Raw genomic sequence first — 18,648 nt, forward strand, 5'->3', positions numbered from 1 at the left:
TACTACAGATAAAAAACGGAGGCAAATATGCAATTATCAAAAATCAGAATTAAAAATTACAGATTGCTTATTGATGCCGAGCTAGAGGTCGATCCCAAGACAACCTTAATTGTGGGTAGAAACAATACAGCCAAAACATCGTGTTTTTCCTGTATTGGAAATGTACTGGAGGGAAAGACTGTATCTTTCAACGACTATCCACTATTCAGGCGGGAAGATTTCTACACCAAAATTGCGCTGTTTATGGAGAAAAAGCTCTCTTATGAGGAACTTTGTAAGCAGATCGAAGTTGTCTCCATAGACTTCCTGGTAGACTATTCGTTAGATGACCCGGATGATAATTTGGGGGCTTTGTCACCTTTCATTATCGATGTCGATGTGAACACAACAACAGCTCTGATTCGTGCAGAGTATCGGCTAAAAACCGACGAAAAAACCTTGTGGGCGCTCTTGGAAAGCAGCTATTATAAGGACGGCGCTTTTTCACCGAGTGAAGAAGCGCACGAGGTACTTGCTGATAACTTCGATAAATTATTTGGATTAACCGTATATGCCATCAATCCAAACAACATGGAGGACAAACAAGTAAAAAGCCAAAAAGAATTACATGATTTGTTCCCATTCCATACCATTCCTGCCGAACGAGTTCTTGGTGAAGATGACACGCATAACAGTTCTCTTGGCTCGCTAATTTCTGGTTTCTTTGATATGAGCGAAGCAGATTTGGATCCGGAAGTTGCAGAAGAAATCAAGATGTTGCGTACAATAGTCGAAAAAGCCAATAAAGATGTTCAAAAGCAAAGTGATGAAATTCTGAGTTCCGTTGTGAACAGTTCTATTGGCTTTGGTTATCCCAACATAGAGGAATTAAAGCTTGGGGTTACAACGCAGCTCAGCATCGACGATCAGATCAAGAATCAAACCAAGCTATCGTATATTTCCGGCACAGCAAACGAAAGTTTGCCGAGTTCTCACAATGGCCTTGGCTATAAAAATCTGATCAAAATGGAGTTCCTCCTTGCTGCATTTGCCAGGGATATTGAAAAACGTGGTATTGCGTGTGTTCCACTGCTCTTCATTGAAGAACCGGAATCACATATGCATCCGCAAATGCAGACCGCTTTTGCCACATATTTGGAAAAGTTTCTTGGCAAGCTCTCTAATGTCCAAATCCAGACTTTTCTAACCTCGCATTCTGCTCACATAGCAAACACCATGGAGTTCGCAAAGGTTCGCTATGCGCAAAAGTCTAATGCCGGTGTGATTTACAAGAATTTGAACACCTTTGCTCAGACCAACTCTGATAATGTAAATTTCATTCGGAAGTATTTAACTTTGACCAAATGTGATTTGTTATTTGCTGATAAAGCGATTTTTGTTGAAGGTGCTTCCGAGCGTTTGTTGCTGCCGGACATGATTGAGAAGTGTGAAGCGACCGGAGTGTTTGGTTCCGGTAAGTATCCTTTATCTGCACAGTATTATGCGTTGATTGAGATCGGTGGAGCCTATGCACATAAATTCATTCCATTTATTGAATTTTTGGGAGTACCATGTCTGATTCTTACTGATTTGGATTCTGTAGCAGACCGAATAAGCAAAGGTGGAAAAGTAGTAAAAAAGTCCGTAGTGGTTAGCCAAGGGGAAACAACATCGAACGAAACCATAAAATGGTGGATCCGCAGAAATAAGGGTCTTCCAGAGAACGACACATCAAAAATCGACCTCACAGTAATCACCTCGATGTCTCCGGATGACAAGACCAGGGGCAAATGCCATATTGAGTTCCAAACGGCCGAAAACGGATTGTGTGGACACTCGTTGGAGGAAGCGGTTCGTAATGTCAACCGAAAGCACTACGATTTAGGCGACAGCACAAGCGAAGAAGATCTTGAATTTAAGGGCAAAAGCAAAACGGATTTTGCTCTCGATCTTATTTGTGAATGCGCCGATTATTGCGTTCCGGCGTACATAAAATCGGGATTAACATGGCTAAATAACCAACGAGTTCTTGAGTAAGGAGGTGCCAGTACATGGGTGGAAAGCATACAGGTGCAAACTATGATCTTGCAAAAGCTGAAGCTGACAAGGTTGATGCACAGATTATTGAAACACTTAAGACCGGGCACAGTTTTCGTGTCGAAGCAGGTGCGGGTTCTGGCAAAACTTACTCTCTGAATCGAGTAATTGAATGGATACAGGCAAATAAATGGTCTGATTACAGTCGAAAAAAACAGAATGTGGTCTGTATCACCTATACAAATGCAGCAGTAGACGTGATTGCAGAGCGACTTGCAAAAGATTCGTTTATTCTCCCTTCCACAATCCACTCCTTTGCATGGAATGCTATCAAACAATATCAGAGCGTTTTGATTGATGCTGTCACAACTAATCCTGACTTTCTAACGGATGAGGGCGATTTTAATAAGGTTATAGAAGTTGCATACACTTTGGGACATCGCTACAAAGAAAATGGAATTCAGTACCTTTATCACGACGATGTTCTAAAACTATTCTGCCTACTTTTAGATAACGCTAAGTTTCGCCGTGTGTTTGCGGACAAGTATCCTTTAATTCTAATTGATGAATATCAGGACTCTTATAAGCCTATAATTGACCGATTTGTTGATTATTTTATTGCAAATGGTATTGGCCCGCAATTCGGTTTTTTCGGTGATGCTTGGCAAACAATCTACCAATCCAATAAGGCTTGTGGCGCAATAGAACATGACAATATCGATGTAATCAAGAAAAGTTCGAATTTTAGATCCGCACCGAGAATAGTACAACTTCTCAATGATATTCGTCCAGACTTACCCCAAAAATCTGCGATTGATGGATTTGACGGAGAGGTTGTTGTAATTACCTGCGAGGATTACAACGGCGCTCGGCGCACAGACCGCAATTTCAAGGGAGAGCTGCCTCCTGAGGTATTAAAATCACGATTGGATGAAATAGAAGCAAAAATAAAGAAGGACATCCCAAATGATGAATCCCTTAAAATTCTAATGATTACGCATAAGGTTCTTGCAACACAACAGGGGTATGAACAACTTTTGGATGTTTTGGGTGATGGGCTTCGCAACAAAGAGGATCCTTTTCTCTTATTCTTTATAATAGAAACTAACTACACTTTTACCTGCTTCTAAGTGCTGTTAACTGCTGTAATACCAATGGTTTTTAGAACAGATACGAGTAGTTAAAAGCGGGTAAGTGTAGGTAATTCGTATATTATTTCTGTACCATTCATACAACCATATTCCTACACTTCTTGATGTGGTTGGTTTTATTTCTACACCTATATTCCTATACTGAAAGCGAGCTTGGCAAGGTCTATTTTATTTTCTCAATCTCCTCTCGAAGCCAAGTAAATTCGCGGCGAGTGTAGACCTTTTCTGTGATGTCGGAGATCTTGTGACCTACCATATATTTGATGGCATACTCATCCACCCCATAGCGTTTTGCCATGGTCACAAAGTGGGTGCGACCATCGTGAGGACGGTGCTCGGGGTTTAGTTTCAATTCATCACGGATACGCTCGAAGGCTTTCTGATACCGAGCATAGGTCAACTCAAAGTTCTTCTTGTTTCGGTTGTTGGGGTCTGCCCAGTTAAGCAGATACGGGCTTCCGATTGCTTCTGCTTCTCGATATTTTTTGAGTACCAGGTCCTGAATACGGGAATGAATGGGGACAACACGATTCTCACCGGCATCCGTCTTCATGCCGCCTTGAAATGTCCAGCTCTCTAAATCCACATCCTTTAGTTCCAGTAGTCCCAGTTCCTGAGGGCGCCAGCCGGAGTAGCACTGGATAAGCAGGATGTCGATACCATGTTTCTCATCGATATTATTCCAGAGTAATTCCATTTCATCATCTGTAAAAGCGATATGCCCCTTCTTTACTTTCTGGATCTCTTTGACGGTTTCTTCCGTGAGGTTGAAGGTTCTGGAATAGTTTCGATCCACTAACTCATATTCCAACGCATAGTCCAGCATCATGTTAAACATGGATTTGATTTGGTTCTTCATGGTGGCTGTTGGATGCTGCTCTCTGCCTCGAACAGTGGCCACGCCCTCTTCCATGCAGCCTTTTACATGACGGGCTCGAATGTCCATAACTCGCATCTTGTAAACTGCCGAACAGTAAGACCAGGCGCTGGTCACCGCCTTTGTACTCTTGACGGTCTTTTCGTATTCTGGAAGCCACTTGTCATAGAGCTCCTGCATGGTGATGGCTGTTCCGAGGTCATACGGATTCTTGTTATATTCCACCAGAGCGGCATAAGCGTCGTTATAGGTGGCAAAGTATGATTCTGGCTTGAGCGGTTTGCAAATGGGTCGGCCATCAGAAGTTTTCCCCACAGTTACCATGGCTCGGAATGGATTTCTCAAATTACGATTTTTGATCTCACTGATCTGACCAAAGCCATTCGGCAATCGCCGTCGCTTGTTGGATTTGCGAGGTCTTTTTATTTTTTCAGAAGGTTTCAGAGGATATCCGCAATGAGGACAGGCATTTGCCTTATCGCTCACTGGCAATTCGCACTCTGGGCATTGGGTCAGCATAGGTTATCCCTCTTTTTCAAGGCTTTAATTTCTCGGCGTTCGATTTTGTCAACGATACGGCCGCCTACCGCATGGAGTAGAAAAACGCTGCCCGCAAATAGTAGCGCACCCCAGGCTCGCTGATTTTTGTTGTACTCTTTTACGCCGCCCTGCATAGTATAGACTTCATGCAAATGCTTGGCTGGGTTCACGTGTTTCTTCATTGGGTGTCTCCTTTCGCAAGATTTACAGTGGGTTTTATGGAGGTGTTCTATATGAAATACATGACGAATGCACAAATCGACGAGCTTAATTTGCTTTTGGATAAGCATGGGGCGGCTTTGACAGCATTTTATAACGAAGGAATGAGACAAGGCGCCAAAAATGTGATCCATGGTATGATGATTGGCGCGGCGATTATTGCTGGCGTTCAGATCACAAGGGCAATCATCAGAGCACACAAGCAAAAGAACTAAATAGGAATTGGGGTCGCTTAATCAGCGGCTCCTTTTCTTTTTGCCCCTTGCGCCGCCCGCTCTAATCATATATGATAAGTGTACGAATTGTCAAGCATATTCCTACACAATATTTTTGATTAAGATTTGAGGGCTGGATATGGTGATGAACGAGTGCTCCGCCTGTCCCCGGTGCGGCGGACGGTTGAAATACTACGACAGCGTGCCCAGACTGGTACGGACGAAAGGGCGGCAAACCTCCAGAGTTCCCATGCGCCGCCTGCGGTGCTCCGGCTGCGGGGCAATCCACCGGGAACTGGGCGGTCTGTTCTTCCCCTACAAGCAGTACGAGGCCGAAGTGATATTCGGCGTACTGGAGGGGCTTATCACCTGCGAGACCCTGGGGTTCGAGGATTACCCCTGCGAGATGACCATGCTCCGGTGGCTTTCGCAGAAAGCACAGCTCCTATTATGGAGAAATCCATAAGCGAAAGGAGTAAATGAGCATGAAACTGATACCTGTGGACCAGATACCGAAGATGAACGGCTATCACAAGCTGCAAGAGCTGATCGAGGAGTTTACGAACGGCGACGCTAAAATCGTAAAGGTGGAATTTAGCGAGACCGATTATAAATCCCCGGCGGTCTGCCGGTCTTGTCTGGCTGCGGCCATCAAGCGGTCGAAGCGTCCGGTCAAGGTATGGCGTCGTGGAAATGAGATATTCCTGAGCAGGGATGTTTGACAAAGGATCGGGCCGCCGTAACAGGCGGCTCTTTTCTTTTTCGGACGCAGGAATTGCACAGCCCTTTATGGAGGTGATTTCAATGGACAAAATCAAAGCACTCAACACCAAAGTCATGGCAAAAGACTTCGGACGGGTAGGCTTGGGCACACTGGCCATTGCAGCCGGAGCATTTCTGTGGGGCAAGTTTTTGTACGGCAGAGGTGTGCGCGGCTGCCAACGCTGGATGTGCGAGACGTTTCCGGACGAATACGAAAGCATGACGGAAAAGGTCGCTGATATGCTGGAACAGGACCATTGAACAGGCCAAAACAGATTGAGCCGCTCTCGCGGCGGCTCTTTCTTTTGTCTCCGGCGGTTATATTTCTAATTTAGATTAGCCCGGTTTAACCTAAGTTAGAAAACGGGCCCCGCAGATTTTGCAATTCCTATTATGGAAAGGAAACGGATAGATGCTGGTGGAAATCCAGCGGTGAGACACGAAGGCGTGCCGCCAAGTAATAACTTAATAAAAGATGGCACCCACCGGGCAACGGTTTTCGTTGGGCCGACCCTGAAGTCGTTTCCTTTTCTTTTTTCGCGCCGATTCAACAGGGGCCTTTATGGAGGTGAAGGTTATGAACACCAGGAAAATTCTCAGCGCGATCGGAACATTCGCGGTTGTGGGCGCGGTATCCACGGCAGGCGCGGCACTATGGACGAAGGTTCTGAACAGGAAGTTTCAAATGGTACAGCTCAAACTGACACACCCGAAGTCAGACAAAATCATATTCGTCGACTTCAAGAAGGCAAAGAGGGGCCGCTGACGCAGCGGCTCTTCCTTTTTTCATCCGCACAAAAGGCCGTCTCCTTTATGGAGACAAAACTTTTTAGGAGGTAATCAAGGATGAACAAGCAGAAATGGACAGAGAAGCCGGTCACCTGGGGCGGATATCTCAAACTCAGCGGCATTGTGACAGTCATCGGCGCGATTTTCAGCGCGGTGTATATCATTGCCATGTTTGAGCCGGCCTGGTGGATCGGGATTCGGAAGACGGTTGGAAAGACGTTCAACCATTGGGCCCGGAAAAGGAATCGTTTCTAAAGGGCGGGAGCCGCTGTAACAGGCGGCTCCTTCTCTTTTTCTTTCCACCGAGGTTGTTTTTACGAAAACGGGGCTGCGCCCTTAGAATAGCCGTTGAAAGGAGGAAGACGCCGATGAATGAACAAGAGTTCCATCCGGGCTCCGTCCCTGTGGCGGTGGTGGCCCGTGTTTATGGAAAAGACGCGTCCTGGGTGAGGGCCGGAATTATCTCCGGCTGGCTGCCCATCGGCAAGGCGACCCGGAACGGCAATCTGGTGGCCAGCATTGAGGAGATGGATTCCCGGTACGGCCGGATCAATTTCTACATCTCGCCAAAACGATTGTACGAGGAAACCGGATATTTCTGGAGAGGAGAACGACGATGAGAAATGACATGCGCCCGGAGCTTTCGCAGAAGAACCCCTACTGGATCGGCAAGCACCGCTACTACGAGCTGAAGCATTTCTGCCTGCAATACCCCATTTGGAAAAAGGCACGACTGGCCCTGGATGGGCTGAGCAGGCGGCCGGCCGACCTCCAGGTCTTTGTGAGCTGCGGGCAGATGAAGGGCGACCCAACAGAGCGGTGCGCCCAGTCCCGGATATTCTTCGGGGAGCGCATGGAGATGGTGGAGCAGGCGGCCATCGAGGCGGAGCCCGACCTCTACTCCTATCTGCTGCGGGGCGTGACCGAGGGGCTGTCCTACGATGCGCTGAAGATGAAGTACGATATTCCCTGCTGCCGGGACGTCTATTACGCCGCGTACAGACGGTTCTTCTGGCTGCTGAGCAAGAGGAGGGATTGAAGTTGCGGGTTGTGGACGTGGCTGTCCGGCAATGCTACCGGTTCAACTGCCCGAACTGCGGGAGCAGGCTGGAGGCCGACTGCGGCGATCTGGTGGACATCGGCGGAAAGACAAGCCGGTTCTGGTGCCCGGTCTGCCGGAAGGAGCGGTATGTTCCATGGAGTGCCCTAAGGAAACGGGTTGTGTACGAGGACAAGTCCGCGGAATAGGCAGGCTCCTTTATGGAGGTGAAATGCCATGAAGAAAACGATTTTGGAAAAGGTGGCGGACAACAAGTTCAATGCTGTGAAACAGTTAGTCCGATTCATTCGGGAAAATGACAAGAACCCGGGTGGATTTGAAGACTTATGGGAAAACAGTTTTGCGCTTGAGGACGAATTAGATGAAATCATACTTCGGATAGCGCACATCATCGAATTGGAAAAAGCATTAGAAGAATACGAAGAGTAAGGATTGGGCCTGCGGAAACGCGGGCTCTTTCCTTTTTGTATTTCGCAGAAACGGCAGCGGCTATTATGGAGGTGATACCATTATGACTTACAAGCAAATCGAGGCAAGCCGGGAGCTGAGGCTTTGGATCGGACAGGTGATCGTGCCCACCGTTACGATGGCGGTCGCATTGGCGTCCATTCCGGAGGTCAGGAACGCGGCTTCCACAAAGCTGGAACAGCTGAAATGGAAACTCAAATCCAAGAGCAAGGGCTGAGCAGGCCCTTTGCTTTCTATTTTCCATACGCAGCCGGCCGGAAAGCGTGTTAGAGTGATATCCTGAAAAATTCCCGGGTGGAAAATTTGAGAAAACAGTGTCAAAGGAGGGGTTGAATTTGGAGATTATTGCAGCGATTGCGGCGCTTTGTATCGGAATTTTGATCGGTATGCGTCTGTTCCAGGATCGTCCGGTCGGCGACCTGCGGGTGGACCATTCCGATTTTGCGGACGAAGGCCCTCATTTATATCTTGAGCTGGATACGGATATACGAACCGTTATGCGGAAGAAACGGGTGGTCTTCCGGGTCAAGGTAAAGGACTTCCTGCCGCACGAATGACATAGGCCTTTATGGAAGTGTATTGTAATGAAGAAATTGAAACTCTGGATGACACAGTGGCTGGTCGATATCGGCTCCTGCTTGACGGAACTGGGAGACCGTATGATTTGGAAAGGGGTCGATATGGGCGACGACCTTCTCAGAGATGACGATGAATTGTTGAAATACGCGAAAAAGAAGGGGATCGTCCGATAACGGGCGCCCCTTTCTTTTCATTTCGATATATACTTGTGCAACCAATCCGGCAAATCAGGATCGTCAATGGTCCAGGAGGTCTTTCGCCGTTCGGAATGGACCCATTCGTTTTCCCGACCATCGAAAATCCTTTTCCGTCCATATCTGTAAAGGACAATTTGGCCATCTTCCAGGCGATACTCATTCCAATAATAACTATGCGTGACACGGCCAGGTCTCTCTTGCGTAGCATAAATCGTCATGGGTATAAGCCATCCTTTCCGAAGAATAATAGTTCTTTTTATGAGTATAGCACCACAGCCCTGCGGCCGCAAGAGACATCGAACGCCGGGTACGCACGAATAACATCGGCTATTATGGAGCCAATTCTGATTTTTGAAAGGAGAAAAAGCATATGGCAGAGATTAAAACGTTGTTGGATGATGTGATCGAGACGGAGCTCGCGAATCTGCGGACCCTTCCGTCCGGAAACGAGGAGAGAGCGAAAGCGATCCGGGATCTGGCGGCGCTGCACAAGCTGCGTATCGAGGAGATCAGGGCCCAGGCCGACGTGGATGAGAAGTCCGAGCGGCGGGAGATGGACGGCAGACAGCGCAGGGAGGAGCTTGCCTGCAAGGATGCCGACCGCGCCCGTGAGGAGGAGCTTCAGAACCGTCAGCTTCGGGAGCAGAAGATCGACCGGTATGTGCGCATTGCGGTGGCCGGCGCGGAACTGGTGTTGCCGCTGATGTTCTACGGCATCTGGATGAGACGGGGATTCAAGTTTGAGGAGTCCGGGGTTTACTCGTCCACCACGTTCAGGAATCTGTTCAGCCGTTTTCGGCCGACAAAGTAACGAATAGGCTCGAAAAGAAAATGAAGAGGCCGTGCAGACAGCACAGTCTCTTCGTTTTATCCGCATATTCGGCATGGTGTTTTATGGAGAAATCTGAATTTAAGGAGGTTTCGCAAATGAAAATGACAGAAGAATTGAAACGTTCAAAATTGATTCTACGCATTGGGCGTGCACGCCGCTTATATGACGCTGGGAAAAATGCAGAAGAAATTGCGGCGGTTATGCGAGAGCCCATCGCGTTGATGGAAAAATGGATCAATAACTTCAAAATCATTGACGAGAAAAGACGCACTCCAAACGGATAACTCCGCAATAGCAAGGGTCTGACGAAGACTCTTGCTTTTTTAGTCAGGGTCCCAACCGGAGCCCATGTCTTTGATTTGGTCTTCTCCTGTCCCCCAACTGGCGCTGATGTCGGGAAGAGCGCAATCATAGCAAACATTGGCGTCTGGGTATTGATCGTCGTAAACACCCTTATAATATTCTCGACTGAGCTTTCGTCTCACGGCGGCAACATCAAACTCTTTGCCGCATTCTATACAAACAGCCATATTCGCCCCTCCATACATAAAGGATGTCTCCATTTTACCATAGTCCTCGCCAAATTTACAAGGCGTTTTATGAGGAGAGAGCGCTCTTTACCTCAATATCAGCCGGAGCCGCAAGGCCCGGACGACTTAGGAGGTAATGCAAATGCGTAAGAAGGGTAAAAAGGTCATTCGGCCGGCAGGAGACGAACTGATGGACTACCTGAACCGGGGGTTCGCGATCTGCAACCGGTGCGGGGCGGTGATGGACCGGAGAGAAGACCCAAGAGGAGGTTGTGATATTTACGCCTGCCCGTCCTGCGGATGGGAGATTGACGAGATGGAGTACGAGTATGAGAGCGGAGATCCGATGGAGCTCGTACAGGATGAAAGAGGCGATGACTACCTGGTCTTCCGGAACGACATGCCGCCCGCCGGGTGCAGAGCGTGCGGAGGCCCATACCCCTACTGCAAGCCGTCGTGCAGAATGTTCGACGACTAAGCATGACCAACGTAGAGGAGGAGCCCTGTAACAGGGGCTTTTCCTCTTTTATATTTGGAGGCAGACATGCGCTATCACTACGAGAAGCCGCCCATTTATCTTTCCATGTACGGACAGCGCTACTGCTGCGACCATCCGGTCTATAACCACTGCACCCTGTTCCTTGTCGGCGAACGGGGCTTGGCGGTGATTCAGCAGCGGTACGACCCGGAGACGAAGCACACCTTCTGGGCCGAGGTAGACGAGTGGCTGACGGACCCATTATATCTGCACCCCCGGTTTCGGGCGTTCTTTGACCGCCGGGCCGGGACGGGTACGGACGGCCTCTACCCCACCGTGACTATCCGGCAGATCATGTGGGCGCTGAAGATGAAGCCCCTGCCCAAGCAGCCCTGGGAGACGGTCTTCGACCATACGCCGATTTGACAACCTCCTTTATGAGAAACCAACTGATTTTGAAAGGGGTTGCGGTTTATGAAAACATTCAAGAACAAGCTGTACGCTGTGGGGCTGATGCTCTGCGGGAGTGTTCCGACATTCCTGGAGCAGGACGCCACGGCGCTGGTATTTATCGGGATGATTGCAGTTCCGCTGTTCTTTGCAAAAGAAAACTGGATTTATTAAAGGGAACGGCCCAGACAAGGGCTTTTCCTTTTATTTTTGCGCTTATTTCGCAGCTCCTATTACGGAGAACGATGCTCGTAAAAGGAGGTAAAGGGGCATGGACGAAATGAGACTGGAATCGAAATTTACAACAGGACTTGTATCAAAAATCGCAAGGACCGTTGTGCGTAAGAAGCTGGGCTACGATATGGATATTCGGCTCAACCGGCTGCGGACAACGGTGGTTGATGAAAAGACACACGTACATCTGGACGTCGATCTGGAGCTCACAAAGGAAGAGCTTGACAAATTATTGAAGAGCATCGGGCTCTGAGGCAGAGGCCCCATAACAGGGGCTTTTGTCTTTCTTCCGCAGATTCCGCAGGTTCTATTGTGGAGAGGCATACAGCGAGCTACGAAGCGAGGGTGGTAGTAGGCAACGCAAGACGGAAACCCACCTGCCTCTCTTAGGTTTTCGCAGATTTTGCAATTTCTATTATGGAGAGGAAGTTAGCTCAGTGGTAGAGCGCAGGCTGAAATGCCTGAGGCCGCCGGTTCGAGTCCGGCACTTTCTCTTTCGCTTTTGTATGGAGAAAAAACAAGTTTGGAAAGGAGTTTACCATGGAGAAACGACCGCTGGACACGGAGCTTGAAATTCTTTGGAGAGAGCACCTCGAAGACGATGTGTTCTCAGTACGCGCCTACAATGTTCTGGTGCATCGTCTCGGTCTTCGCACGTTAGGGGATATTTTGAATTTGACCCGCGACGACATTGCAAAGGCGAGGGGCGCGGGGAAAAAGACCCTGGACGACATTGCGAAGCTGGTTCGGTCGTGCGGATACGAACTGAACGGATTCACGGACGCCGGTCCGGACTGCAAAAAGTGCAAACAGAGGGATTTCCTGCGGCCGGCGCATCAGCACTTTCTCAAATTGGCAAGGGAGTTCAACCGCTCGTATCATCATCCCAAGGACCGCGCCTTTGTGTTTCCAAACCGGATTTCCGGAGAGACGGGCTGGGATATTGTAAAGCGGGCCATATTCGCCACCTATAACGTGTCGAGCATTGCCTCTCTGCCAGACGGGGAGCAGGCGGAAATCAATGAATTTGCGATGGGTCTCACGGATATTCTGTTCCAACAGCTGCGGGACCGGGCAAAAGAATACAAACGGAGCAATATTTGAAAGGAGAAAATGAGCATGGAAGTTAAAATTGTGGGCGAGATCAAGTTCAAGACCTGTACCCTCCCGGTGTATCGGGATTTGGACGAGCCCCTGTTCAAGGCGGGGGACGTCGCCGAGCTGATGGACTATGGGCCGAACAATATTTGGAACCTGACCAACCTTTGCGAAGAGGACGAGAGGCTGGTGCTGTCATCGGAAGTGGCGGGTCAACATCGGCGGGTGACGTTCCTCACCGAGAGCGGACTCTACAACGTCCTCGCCCAGAGTCGGAAGCCGGTTGCCAGGGCGTGGCGGCGGGTCATTGCCGAGGAGCTGATTGCCCTGCGGCGGTCCCGTGGCAAAAATATCTCGGAGCAGTTCGAGGACTGGGACCACATGGCGGACACCATCTACTTTGACGAGGTGACCGGGCGGCTGATGCGGTCGGTGACCGTTCCCGGCGGGGACGTGGAGCAGGTCCCCTACGAGCCCTGACGCCATGAAAGCGGAAATTGGATATCCCGACGCAGTCATGGGAGATTTCATCCAGGATCTTATCGGCGACATCGAATACAACATGCAGCTTGCTCCGCCCAACGACCAGTATTTTGAAGAGCTCAGCATTCAGAAATTTACCCTGCAACAGCTGCTCCAGGAGATTGGCAGGCATGAAGGAGACTCTCCCACCGCCGTAGTAGCGAGATTTGTGGAGAGGATGTCTGCCACAGCAAAAGAGGACGACCCACGGTTCGTCTTTTCTATCTCCAGGGATGCGGCCCAGTCCATCCTGGACGGATTATATTTTGACTAAACGGAAAAGGAGAAACAATGACTGGAGAAGTTTACATTCATTATGGCGCGGACGCCTTCGACCCGAGCCATGGGTTTCCGGTGGTAAACACGAAATACTCCTGGGTAAAGCCCCACGGAGGTCTATGGGCATCGAGAAAACGTGCGTCCTACGGCTGGGCCAAATGGTGCGAGGAGAATTCCTTTCGGGATTGCGCCGCAGAACCCTCATTTCAGTTTATCATGCGAAATCCGGAAAAAGTAGCGGTCATTCATAATTTGAACGATCTGCGACAGCTTCCGATGGTGAGAGACGTTCCGTCCGGCATGTGGGAGGAAATTGACTTTGTGGAATGTTTGCGGCGAGGAATTGACGCCGTTGAACTCTGCTGGTATGGGGAGGAATACCAAGACCAGCGGGCCGATGATTTATATCTCGCTTTGTATGGGTGGGACTGTGACTCCATTGTGGTCCTCAATCCCGACGCAGTGATTCAGATTTAACGTTCGAAAGGAGAAAACATCATGGTTAAGACCTATCTTGATATTCTGAGCGAGCGCGGCATCCGCCCCTTCCTGACCGACGAGGCTTTTGAGGAGCTCCAGAAGTTTGACTACAAGAGCCAGTACGCCATTCCCGGCCAGGTAATGCCGGTCTTCAAGCACCCCAACCAGCACAAGATCGAGCTGGGCAAGACCACCAATCTGATCGGCGACATGTGCTGGTACGGAGCCAGCGTGGAGGAGCTGGTGCGGTCCATCAAGTATGGCATGGTGGTGCTCGACGCGGACAAACGCCATTTGGACTGGAAGAAGGCCGCCGAGGACTTCGGTATTCAGGAGCTTCTCAAGGAATACCGCCGGTTCCGCCGCAAGCCCAAGCTGACAGAGCGGGAAAAGCTTGTCATTACCGCTTATACCGGCTATGTTCTGGAGGGTACGGCCGGAAAGGTAGTGGATTTCGTGGAACAGGAGCTGGGTCATTCCATTCAGACGCCGGAGCCGCCCGCAGTCCCGGTTGTTGTGGAGGTGCGCCGGGCTTTGCAGGAGGAATTCTGCGAGATCTGCCGGAAGCACCACATCTTTGATTATATTTAAGGAGGATACGGACGTGAATGCAAAAACGACCCTGCTCCACAGAGCCGGGAAGGCGGCGCCGACGATATTGACCGTTGTCAGCGCGGCGGGGGTGGTGGCCACGGCGGCTCTGGCGGTCAGGGCCACGCCCAAGGCCCTCAAGCGCATTGAGACGGCAAAAGCGGTCAAAAAGGCGGAAAATGGCGGAAATTTGACCCGAATGGAGACGATAGGAGCCTGCTGGCAATGCTATGTACCGGCGGCGGCCACGGGAATCGCTGTAATCGGGTGTATTTTCGGAGCAAATGCCCTCAACCGGCGTCAGCAGGCGGCTCTGGTCAGCGCCTACGCCCTGGTCAGCCGGTCCTACAACGATTACCAGCGCAAGGTCAAGGAGCTCCACGGCATAGACGCCCACCGGAGGATCATGGAAGCCTTGGCTGCCGAAAAGAGCAAAAAGCAGCCCATCTACGCGGGCACCCTGATCGGGTCGTCCTCTCTGGACTTTGAGGACGCCGGCGAGGAAGAGCGGCTATTCTACGACGCCATCTCGGAGCGGTATTTTCAGGCCACCATCAGCCAGGTGCTCCAGGCCGAATACCACCTCAACCGGAACTTTGCCCTGGGCGGAGGATTCATTACCCTGAACCAGTTTTACGAGTTCCTGGGCATCGAGCCGGTACCCGGCGGGGACGAGGTGGGCTGGATGGTTTCGGACGGGCTCTACTGGGTGGACTTTGACCACCAAAAGACCGTGGTAGACGACGGGCTCAACGGCGAGGTGGAGTGCTACATCATCGACGCACCCTTCCCGCCGGTAAGCGAGCGTGAATACGAGGACATGGAGCTCTGAGGGCTCCGCAGAAATTGCATCTCCTATTATGGAGAATCTATATTTAACAGGAGGTTTGACTTTATGGACTCGAAAACGATATTTAAGGTATTGTCCTTTGTAGGTATGGCCCTGGGCGGGATCGGCACACTGCTGTCCGCCTGGGCTGACGGAAGGGAGCAGGACGCGATTATCGAGGAGAAGGTAAATGAAGCACTGGCCGCCCGTGAACATGGAGAAAAGGAAAGCAAAGAGCCCTGACCGGGGCTCTTTGCTTTTGCAGGAGCCGCTGTCCATGAACGAACAGGCGATCCTCTTTCTCATGGAGGTCCTGAACGGCTTTGAGGAGCCGCCAAGGTCCGACTGGCCCAGGCACGAGGCGGAGGAAGTCAGCTTTTCCCGCTGGGCGGTGGAGGAGCTGCTGCAACAGGTCTGGGACCACCCGTGGACACTGGCCTCTGAGACGGTAGAGCGTTTCGCCGCGAAGCTGGGGCTATACGCCGAGACCTGCGTCACGGACCAGCAGCACCGGATCTTTCGGATCGCGGCCGAAACCGTGAGGGGATTCCTCGATGAGATCGAGAAGCTGGAGCGATGAAAACATTGATATTTATGAGAGGAGATGGCGTCTTGAACAAACAAGCAATTTCAAACGCCCTGAAAGCGTTGCAGAAAACCGTGAAAAAGCACAGCCCGGAGATTTTGACGGGCATCGGCATCGCCGGGATGACCGCCGCCGCTGTGATGGCGGTCAAGGCCACACCCAAGGCCCTGCGGATGGTGGATGAAAAGGAAATCCGGGACGGAAAGCGCCTGACCACCGGCGAGATCGTCAAGACCACCTGGAAATGTTATATTCCCCCGGTCATCACCGGCGTATGCTCCGCGGCCTGCATCATCGGGGCCAGTTCCATCAGCGCACGGCGCAACGCGGCCCTGGTCACGGCCTACACCATTTCGGAGACCGCGTTGAAGGAGTACCGGGACAAGGCGGTTGAGGTGGTCGGCGTGAAGAAGGAGCAGGCCATCCGGGACGCGGTGGCCAAGGACAAGCTGGAGAAGGCCAATGTCAAAGAGCGGGAATTCATTTCCACCGGACGGGGCGAGACCCCCTGCTTCGACCCGCTGACCAACACCTGCTTCAAGTCGGACATCGAGAGCCTCCGCCGGGCGGAAAACACGCTGAACAAGCGGATGCGGGACGAGGTGAAGATCACCGTCAATGAGTTTCTGATGGAGATCGGCCTGGAGCCCTGCGACGACTCTATCGGAGAGACCATGGGGTGGGACATCGACAAGGGCTACATCGAGCTGGACTTCAGCTCCCAGCTGGTGGACGGCGTCCCTTATCTGGTGCTGGGGCACCGGGTCCCGCCGGTCTATCTGGGCTGGTGACATCCGCAGAAATTGCATCTCCTATTATGGAGAACCATCCAATGAACCTAACTTTACAAGGAGGAACTTGACATGGAAGAGATGAACGCAAGAGTGATGGAGAACGAGGTTATGGACGAGACCGTGGAGGTCGATGAGGCCGTTGACAGCGGAAACGCTGGCGCGCTGGTCGCAGGAATCGTCGGAGGCTTCCTGGCTTACGCCGTGATTGGCGGGGCGAAGAAGCTCTGGGGGTTTGCGGGCGCCAAGCTGGCCGAGCGGAAGGCTGCCAGAAAGGCCGGGACCGACGCGGTAGACGTCGAGTACACCGATGTCGAAGAGACTGCGGAGGATTCCGACGAGGGGAACTCTGAAAAGTAAGCAGAAGAGAGGTTCGCCGGGGGAGAGTACCTGTTTCAGGTGCTTTCCCTTTTTGCTTTTGAAAGGAGAAAATTGCATCATGAGAGGTATTTTGAAGAACACCCTGTTGTTATTGGGCGGTATGGCGCTGGGGAGCCTGGCGACACGGAGAGCGATCCGGTATGCCGTGGAAAACAGGTACGACCGTGTGAAGTACGAAGAGCCCATCTTTGGGACCGGGGAGGACGCCGAGCAGGTGCTGGACGGGCTCAAGACCCTCATCAGCACCTACGGCAACGCAACGGCGGCGGATTTGTATGAGCTGGCCGGCATCCACGATTTCAAATACGAGATGACAAGGATTGGCTGGACCTCCGTGGACGGGGCGGAGATCGTCCAGACGGACGACGGCTATATCATCACACTCCCCCAGCCCAAGCCCATCACTTACAAGGAGGAACCGTAATGGCAGAGTATCCCAACAACTCCCACAGCGCAAGGGAGAGAACGGATTCTACCGCACCGGGAAAAGCGGAAAAGAAGCTGGAAAAGGTGGTGACCGGAGCGGCCAAGACCCGGAAGAAGAGTGAGGCCCGGAAATTCGTCAACATCTTTGTCCCGGAGGACGGGGAGAACGTCAAGTCCTATATCATGATGGACGTGATTATCCCCGGCATCAAGAACGCCATCGCCGACGTGATCAGCATTGTGCTCTTCGGCGACTCCGGGCGCATCGGCGGAAGCAGGAGCAAGCGGGACGGACGCTCCCGGCTCACCTACTGGGACGACAGGCGGGATGACCGCAGAGAGTACGGACGGCCCAGAGCTGCCGCGGGCTTTGAATATGACGACATTATATTTGAGACCCGCGGGGACGCCGAGCTGGTGCTGGATCAGCTGGAATCGGCCATCGCCAACTACGGCATCGCGTCAGTGGCCGACCTCTACGACCTGGCGGGCATCACCTGCCGCAATTACACGGCCAACCGCTATGGCTGGACGGATATTCAGTCGGCAAAGGTCATCCGGACCCGGGAAGGCTACACCTTGCAGCTTCCGAGGACGGTCCAGATCAACTAAAAGGAGGCCACAGCCATGTATGGATATTTGACCTCCAGCGGCTACAAGGGTCTGGTGGGCGGCCGGTGGATGCTCTTCGCCACGGACACCGAGTATTACGAATACATGAGAGAGCATGAGGAGGAGCGCCATGCGGATTAACGCAGATTCGTTTGTAGGCGTCGGCATCTGCATTTTGGGGCTTGTGGGCGTGGGCTACGCCATCGGCGTCCACTCAAAAATGAAGGTGATGTGCGACCGGCTGGACACCAGCATCGACAATCTGGCCAACAACACCGAAATCGATATTCCCGCAAAGGTCATCGACCAGGCGGTTCAGAAGGCCGTAGAGCGGGAGTCCTATTCTGCGGTCAAGCGGGCCACGGAGGAGGTCATGGCCGACGCGAAGCGGGAGATCGAGAGTCAGGTGGGCACGGCGGTAAAAGCCAAGTATGACGCGATTTCGGACGGCGTGGCAGACCAGATCGCCACGTACATCGCCCGGATCGACGAGAGCAAGCTCAAGAAGGAGGTCGTGCAGAAGGCCAAAGAACAGATCGCCGAGAAATTCGACGACAAGCTGGACGACCTGCTGGAGGAGTTCAACGGAAATCTCCAGAACGTGGGGAAAATCTATAAATCCATTGCGAGATCATTTTCTAAGGAGGATATTTGAC

At 51.4% G+C, this 18,648-nt stretch carries 38 protein-coding genes and 1 tRNA gene; 36 read left to right on the forward strand and 3 right to left on the reverse strand.

Features of this window, described 5'->3' with window-relative positions:
• Positions 1–27: 27 nt before the first annotated feature.
• Positions 28–2,016, forward strand: coding sequence for an ATP-dependent endonuclease (locus NE584_RS06440; protein WP_256182284.1), 1,989 nt, complete (start codon positions 28–30; stop codon positions 2,014–2,016).
• A 14-nt stretch (positions 2,017–2,030) separates the two neighbouring features.
• A complete protein-coding gene (locus tag NE584_RS06445; RefSeq protein ID WP_256182285.1) occupies positions 2,031–3,146 on the forward strand; it encodes a UvrD-helicase domain-containing protein in 1,116 nt (371 codons plus the stop codon).
• Positions 3,147–3,330: 184 nt separating this feature from the next.
• Here the strand turns inward: NE584_RS06445 and NE584_RS06450 are convergent, their stop codons facing one another.
• Positions 3,331–4,563 carry a tyrosine-type recombinase/integrase gene (locus NE584_RS06450; protein ID WP_256182286.1) on the reverse strand — a complete coding sequence of 411 codons (1,233 nt, stop codon included), beginning with the start codon at positions 4,561–4,563 and terminating at the stop codon, positions 3,331–3,333.
• Positions 4,557–4,766, reverse strand: coding sequence for a hypothetical protein (locus tag NE584_RS06455; protein WP_256182287.1), 210 nt, complete (start codon positions 4,764–4,766; stop codon positions 4,557–4,559). Before NE584_RS06455 ends, NE584_RS06450 begins: the two co-directional genes overlap by 7 nt.
• Positions 4,767–4,817: 51 nt before the next feature.
• Between NE584_RS06455 and NE584_RS06460 the strand changes: the two genes are divergently transcribed.
• The 15 genes from NE584_RS06460 (at position 4,818) to NE584_RS06530 (ending at position 9,989) form a co-directional block, all read left to right on the forward strand.
• Positions 4,818–5,018: a hypothetical protein gene (locus tag NE584_RS06460; protein WP_024723752.1), complete on the forward strand. Its 201-nt coding sequence runs from the start codon at positions 4,818–4,820 to the stop codon at positions 5,016–5,018.
• A 139-nt stretch (positions 5,019–5,157) separates the two neighbouring features.
• Positions 5,158–5,484: a DUF6431 domain-containing protein gene (locus NE584_RS06465; RefSeq protein WP_024723751.1), complete on the forward strand. Its 327-nt coding sequence runs from the start codon at positions 5,158–5,160 to the stop codon at positions 5,482–5,484.
• A gap of 19 nt (positions 5,485–5,503) precedes the next feature.
• Entirely contained in the window at positions 5,504–5,740 is a 237-nt protein-coding gene (locus NE584_RS06470; protein ID WP_256182293.1) for a hypothetical protein, read from the forward strand.
• A gap of 82 nt (positions 5,741–5,822) precedes the next feature.
• Positions 5,823–6,041 (forward strand): hypothetical protein, encoded by a 219-nt coding sequence (locus tag NE584_RS06475; RefSeq protein ID WP_024723749.1) that lies wholly within the window; start codon positions 5,823–5,825, stop codon positions 6,039–6,041.
• Between the two features lie 316 nt (positions 6,042–6,357).
• Entirely contained in the window at positions 6,358–6,546 is a 189-nt protein-coding gene (locus NE584_RS06480) for a hypothetical protein (protein ID WP_130849626.1), read from the forward strand.
• A gap of 80 nt (positions 6,547–6,626) precedes the next feature.
• Positions 6,627–6,824 (forward strand): hypothetical protein, encoded by a 198-nt coding sequence (locus tag NE584_RS06485; RefSeq protein WP_024723747.1) that lies wholly within the window; start codon positions 6,627–6,629, stop codon positions 6,822–6,824.
• A gap of 113 nt (positions 6,825–6,937) precedes the next feature.
• Entirely contained in the window at positions 6,938–7,189 is a 252-nt protein-coding gene (locus tag NE584_RS06490; protein WP_024723746.1) for a hypothetical protein, read from the forward strand.
• Positions 7,186–7,608: a hypothetical protein gene (locus NE584_RS06495; protein ID WP_195324380.1), complete on the forward strand. Its 423-nt coding sequence runs from the start codon at positions 7,186–7,188 to the stop codon at positions 7,606–7,608. The genes NE584_RS06490 and NE584_RS06495 overlap by 4 nt, the downstream gene beginning before the upstream one ends.
• 11 nt (positions 7,609–7,619) lie before the next feature.
• The gene (locus tag NE584_RS06500) at positions 7,620–7,817 is read left to right on the forward strand and encodes a DNA-directed RNA polymerase (protein ID WP_334260280.1); all 198 of its coding nucleotides are present in this window, start codon (positions 7,620–7,622) and stop codon (positions 7,815–7,817) included.
• 28 nt (positions 7,818–7,845) lie between these two features.
• On the forward strand, positions 7,846–8,058 hold the full coding sequence (locus NE584_RS06505) for a hypothetical protein (RefSeq protein ID WP_024723743.1): 213 nt from the start codon (positions 7,846–7,848) through the stop codon (positions 8,056–8,058).
• A gap of 82 nt (positions 8,059–8,140) precedes the next feature.
• On the forward strand, positions 8,141–8,314 hold the full coding sequence (locus tag NE584_RS06510; RefSeq protein ID WP_256182297.1) for a hypothetical protein: 174 nt from the start codon (positions 8,141–8,143) through the stop codon (positions 8,312–8,314).
• Between the two features lie 118 nt (positions 8,315–8,432).
• Positions 8,433–8,654 carry a beta-lactamase induction signal transducer protein gene (locus tag NE584_RS06515; protein ID WP_176927430.1) on the forward strand — a complete coding sequence of 74 codons (222 nt, stop codon included), beginning with the start codon at positions 8,433–8,435 and terminating at the stop codon, positions 8,652–8,654.
• Positions 8,655–8,681: 27 nt separating this feature from the next.
• A complete protein-coding gene (locus NE584_RS06520; RefSeq protein ID WP_165449854.1) occupies positions 8,682–8,849 on the forward strand; it encodes a hypothetical protein in 168 nt (55 codons plus the stop codon).
• A gap of 394 nt (positions 8,850–9,243) precedes the next feature.
• The gene (locus tag NE584_RS06525; RefSeq protein ID WP_024723741.1) at positions 9,244–9,684 is read left to right on the forward strand and encodes a hypothetical protein; all 441 of its coding nucleotides are present in this window, start codon (positions 9,244–9,246) and stop codon (positions 9,682–9,684) included.
• Positions 9,685–9,800: 116 nt separating this feature from the next.
• Positions 9,801–9,989, forward strand: a complete 189-nt coding sequence (locus NE584_RS06530) for a hypothetical protein (protein ID WP_130849631.1) — start codon at positions 9,801–9,803, stop codon at positions 9,987–9,989.
• Positions 9,990–10,028: 39 nt separating this feature from the next.
• Here the strand turns inward: NE584_RS06530 and NE584_RS06535 are convergent, their stop codons facing one another.
• Entirely contained in the window at positions 10,029–10,235 is a 207-nt protein-coding gene (locus NE584_RS06535; RefSeq protein ID WP_024723739.1) for a hypothetical protein, read from the reverse strand.
• A gap of 142 nt (positions 10,236–10,377) precedes the next feature.
• On the opposite strand from NE584_RS06535, the gene NE584_RS06540 reads away from it, so the two are divergent.
• The 19 genes from NE584_RS06540 (at position 10,378) to NE584_RS06630 (ending at position 18,647) form a co-directional block, all read left to right on the forward strand.
• The gene (locus NE584_RS06540; RefSeq protein WP_130850836.1) at positions 10,378–10,713 is read left to right on the forward strand and encodes a hypothetical protein; all 336 of its coding nucleotides are present in this window, start codon (positions 10,378–10,380) and stop codon (positions 10,711–10,713) included.
• Between the two features lie 66 nt (positions 10,714–10,779).
• Entirely contained in the window at positions 10,780–11,139 is a 360-nt protein-coding gene (locus NE584_RS06545) for a hypothetical protein (protein WP_024723736.1), read from the forward strand.
• 48 nt (positions 11,140–11,187) lie between these two features.
• Positions 11,188–11,337: a hypothetical protein gene (locus NE584_RS06550; RefSeq protein WP_165449855.1), complete on the forward strand. Its 150-nt coding sequence runs from the start codon at positions 11,188–11,190 to the stop codon at positions 11,335–11,337.
• Positions 11,338–11,434: 97 nt separating this feature from the next.
• Positions 11,435–11,650, forward strand: coding sequence for a hypothetical protein (locus NE584_RS06555; protein WP_024723735.1), 216 nt, complete (start codon positions 11,435–11,437; stop codon positions 11,648–11,650).
• A 170-nt stretch (positions 11,651–11,820) separates the two neighbouring features.
• Positions 11,821–11,891, forward strand: a tRNA-OTHER gene (locus NE584_RS06560).
• 46 nt (positions 11,892–11,937) lie between these two features.
• A complete protein-coding gene (locus NE584_RS06565; protein ID WP_256182300.1) occupies positions 11,938–12,501 on the forward strand; it encodes a DNA-directed RNA polymerase subunit alpha C-terminal domain-containing protein in 564 nt (187 codons plus the stop codon).
• A 15-nt stretch (positions 12,502–12,516) separates the two neighbouring features.
• Positions 12,517–12,975: a Bro-N domain-containing protein gene (locus NE584_RS06570; protein ID WP_024723733.1), complete on the forward strand. Its 459-nt coding sequence runs from the start codon at positions 12,517–12,519 to the stop codon at positions 12,973–12,975.
• A 4-nt stretch (positions 12,976–12,979) separates the two neighbouring features.
• A complete protein-coding gene (locus NE584_RS06575) occupies positions 12,980–13,291 on the forward strand; it encodes a hypothetical protein (RefSeq protein WP_256182301.1) in 312 nt (103 codons plus the stop codon).
• Between the two features lie 17 nt (positions 13,292–13,308).
• Positions 13,309–13,773 carry a hypothetical protein gene (locus tag NE584_RS06580; protein ID WP_256182302.1) on the forward strand — a complete coding sequence of 155 codons (465 nt, stop codon included), beginning with the start codon at positions 13,309–13,311 and terminating at the stop codon, positions 13,771–13,773.
• Between the two features lie 21 nt (positions 13,774–13,794).
• Positions 13,795–14,367: a hypothetical protein gene (locus NE584_RS06585; protein WP_195308509.1), complete on the forward strand. Its 573-nt coding sequence runs from the start codon at positions 13,795–13,797 to the stop codon at positions 14,365–14,367.
• Between the two features lie 13 nt (positions 14,368–14,380).
• Complete coding sequence (locus tag NE584_RS06590) at positions 14,381–15,199, forward strand: DUF6353 family protein (protein WP_256182306.1); 819 nt, start codon at positions 14,381–14,383, stop codon at positions 15,197–15,199.
• A gap of 63 nt (positions 15,200–15,262) precedes the next feature.
• Positions 15,263–15,439 (forward strand): hypothetical protein, encoded by a 177-nt coding sequence (locus NE584_RS06595; RefSeq protein WP_256182307.1) that lies wholly within the window; start codon positions 15,263–15,265, stop codon positions 15,437–15,439.
• A gap of 34 nt (positions 15,440–15,473) precedes the next feature.
• On the forward strand, positions 15,474–15,776 hold the full coding sequence (locus tag NE584_RS06600; RefSeq protein WP_024723728.1) for a hypothetical protein: 303 nt from the start codon (positions 15,474–15,476) through the stop codon (positions 15,774–15,776).
• A 32-nt stretch (positions 15,777–15,808) separates the two neighbouring features.
• Positions 15,809–16,573 (forward strand): DUF6353 family protein, encoded by a 765-nt coding sequence (locus NE584_RS06605; protein WP_256182309.1) that lies wholly within the window; start codon positions 15,809–15,811, stop codon positions 16,571–16,573.
• A 72-nt stretch (positions 16,574–16,645) separates the two neighbouring features.
• A complete protein-coding gene (locus NE584_RS06610; protein WP_024723726.1) occupies positions 16,646–16,933 on the forward strand; it encodes a hypothetical protein in 288 nt (95 codons plus the stop codon).
• A 79-nt stretch (positions 16,934–17,012) separates the two neighbouring features.
• Entirely contained in the window at positions 17,013–17,378 is a 366-nt protein-coding gene (locus NE584_RS06615) for a hypothetical protein (protein ID WP_256182312.1), read from the forward strand.
• Positions 17,378–17,992, forward strand: a complete 615-nt coding sequence (locus NE584_RS06620) for a hypothetical protein (protein WP_130849639.1) — start codon at positions 17,378–17,380, stop codon at positions 17,990–17,992. The genes NE584_RS06615 and NE584_RS06620 overlap by 1 nt, the downstream gene beginning before the upstream one ends.
• Before the next feature lie 15 nt (positions 17,993–18,007).
• Complete coding sequence (locus NE584_RS06625) at positions 18,008–18,133, forward strand: hypothetical protein (RefSeq protein ID WP_256182315.1); 126 nt, start codon at positions 18,008–18,010, stop codon at positions 18,131–18,133.
• Positions 18,123–18,647, forward strand: a complete 525-nt coding sequence (locus NE584_RS06630) for a hypothetical protein (RefSeq protein ID WP_256182317.1) — start codon at positions 18,123–18,125, stop codon at positions 18,645–18,647. Before NE584_RS06625 ends, NE584_RS06630 begins: the two co-directional genes overlap by 11 nt.
• Position 18,648 lies beyond the last annotated feature (1 nt).

The sequence above is a fragment of the Clostridium sp. DFI.5.61 genome, from assembly GCF_024462915.1.
GTDB classification, from domain to species: domain Bacteria; phylum Bacillota; class Clostridia; order Oscillospirales; family Oscillospiraceae; genus Lawsonibacter; species Lawsonibacter asaccharolyticus.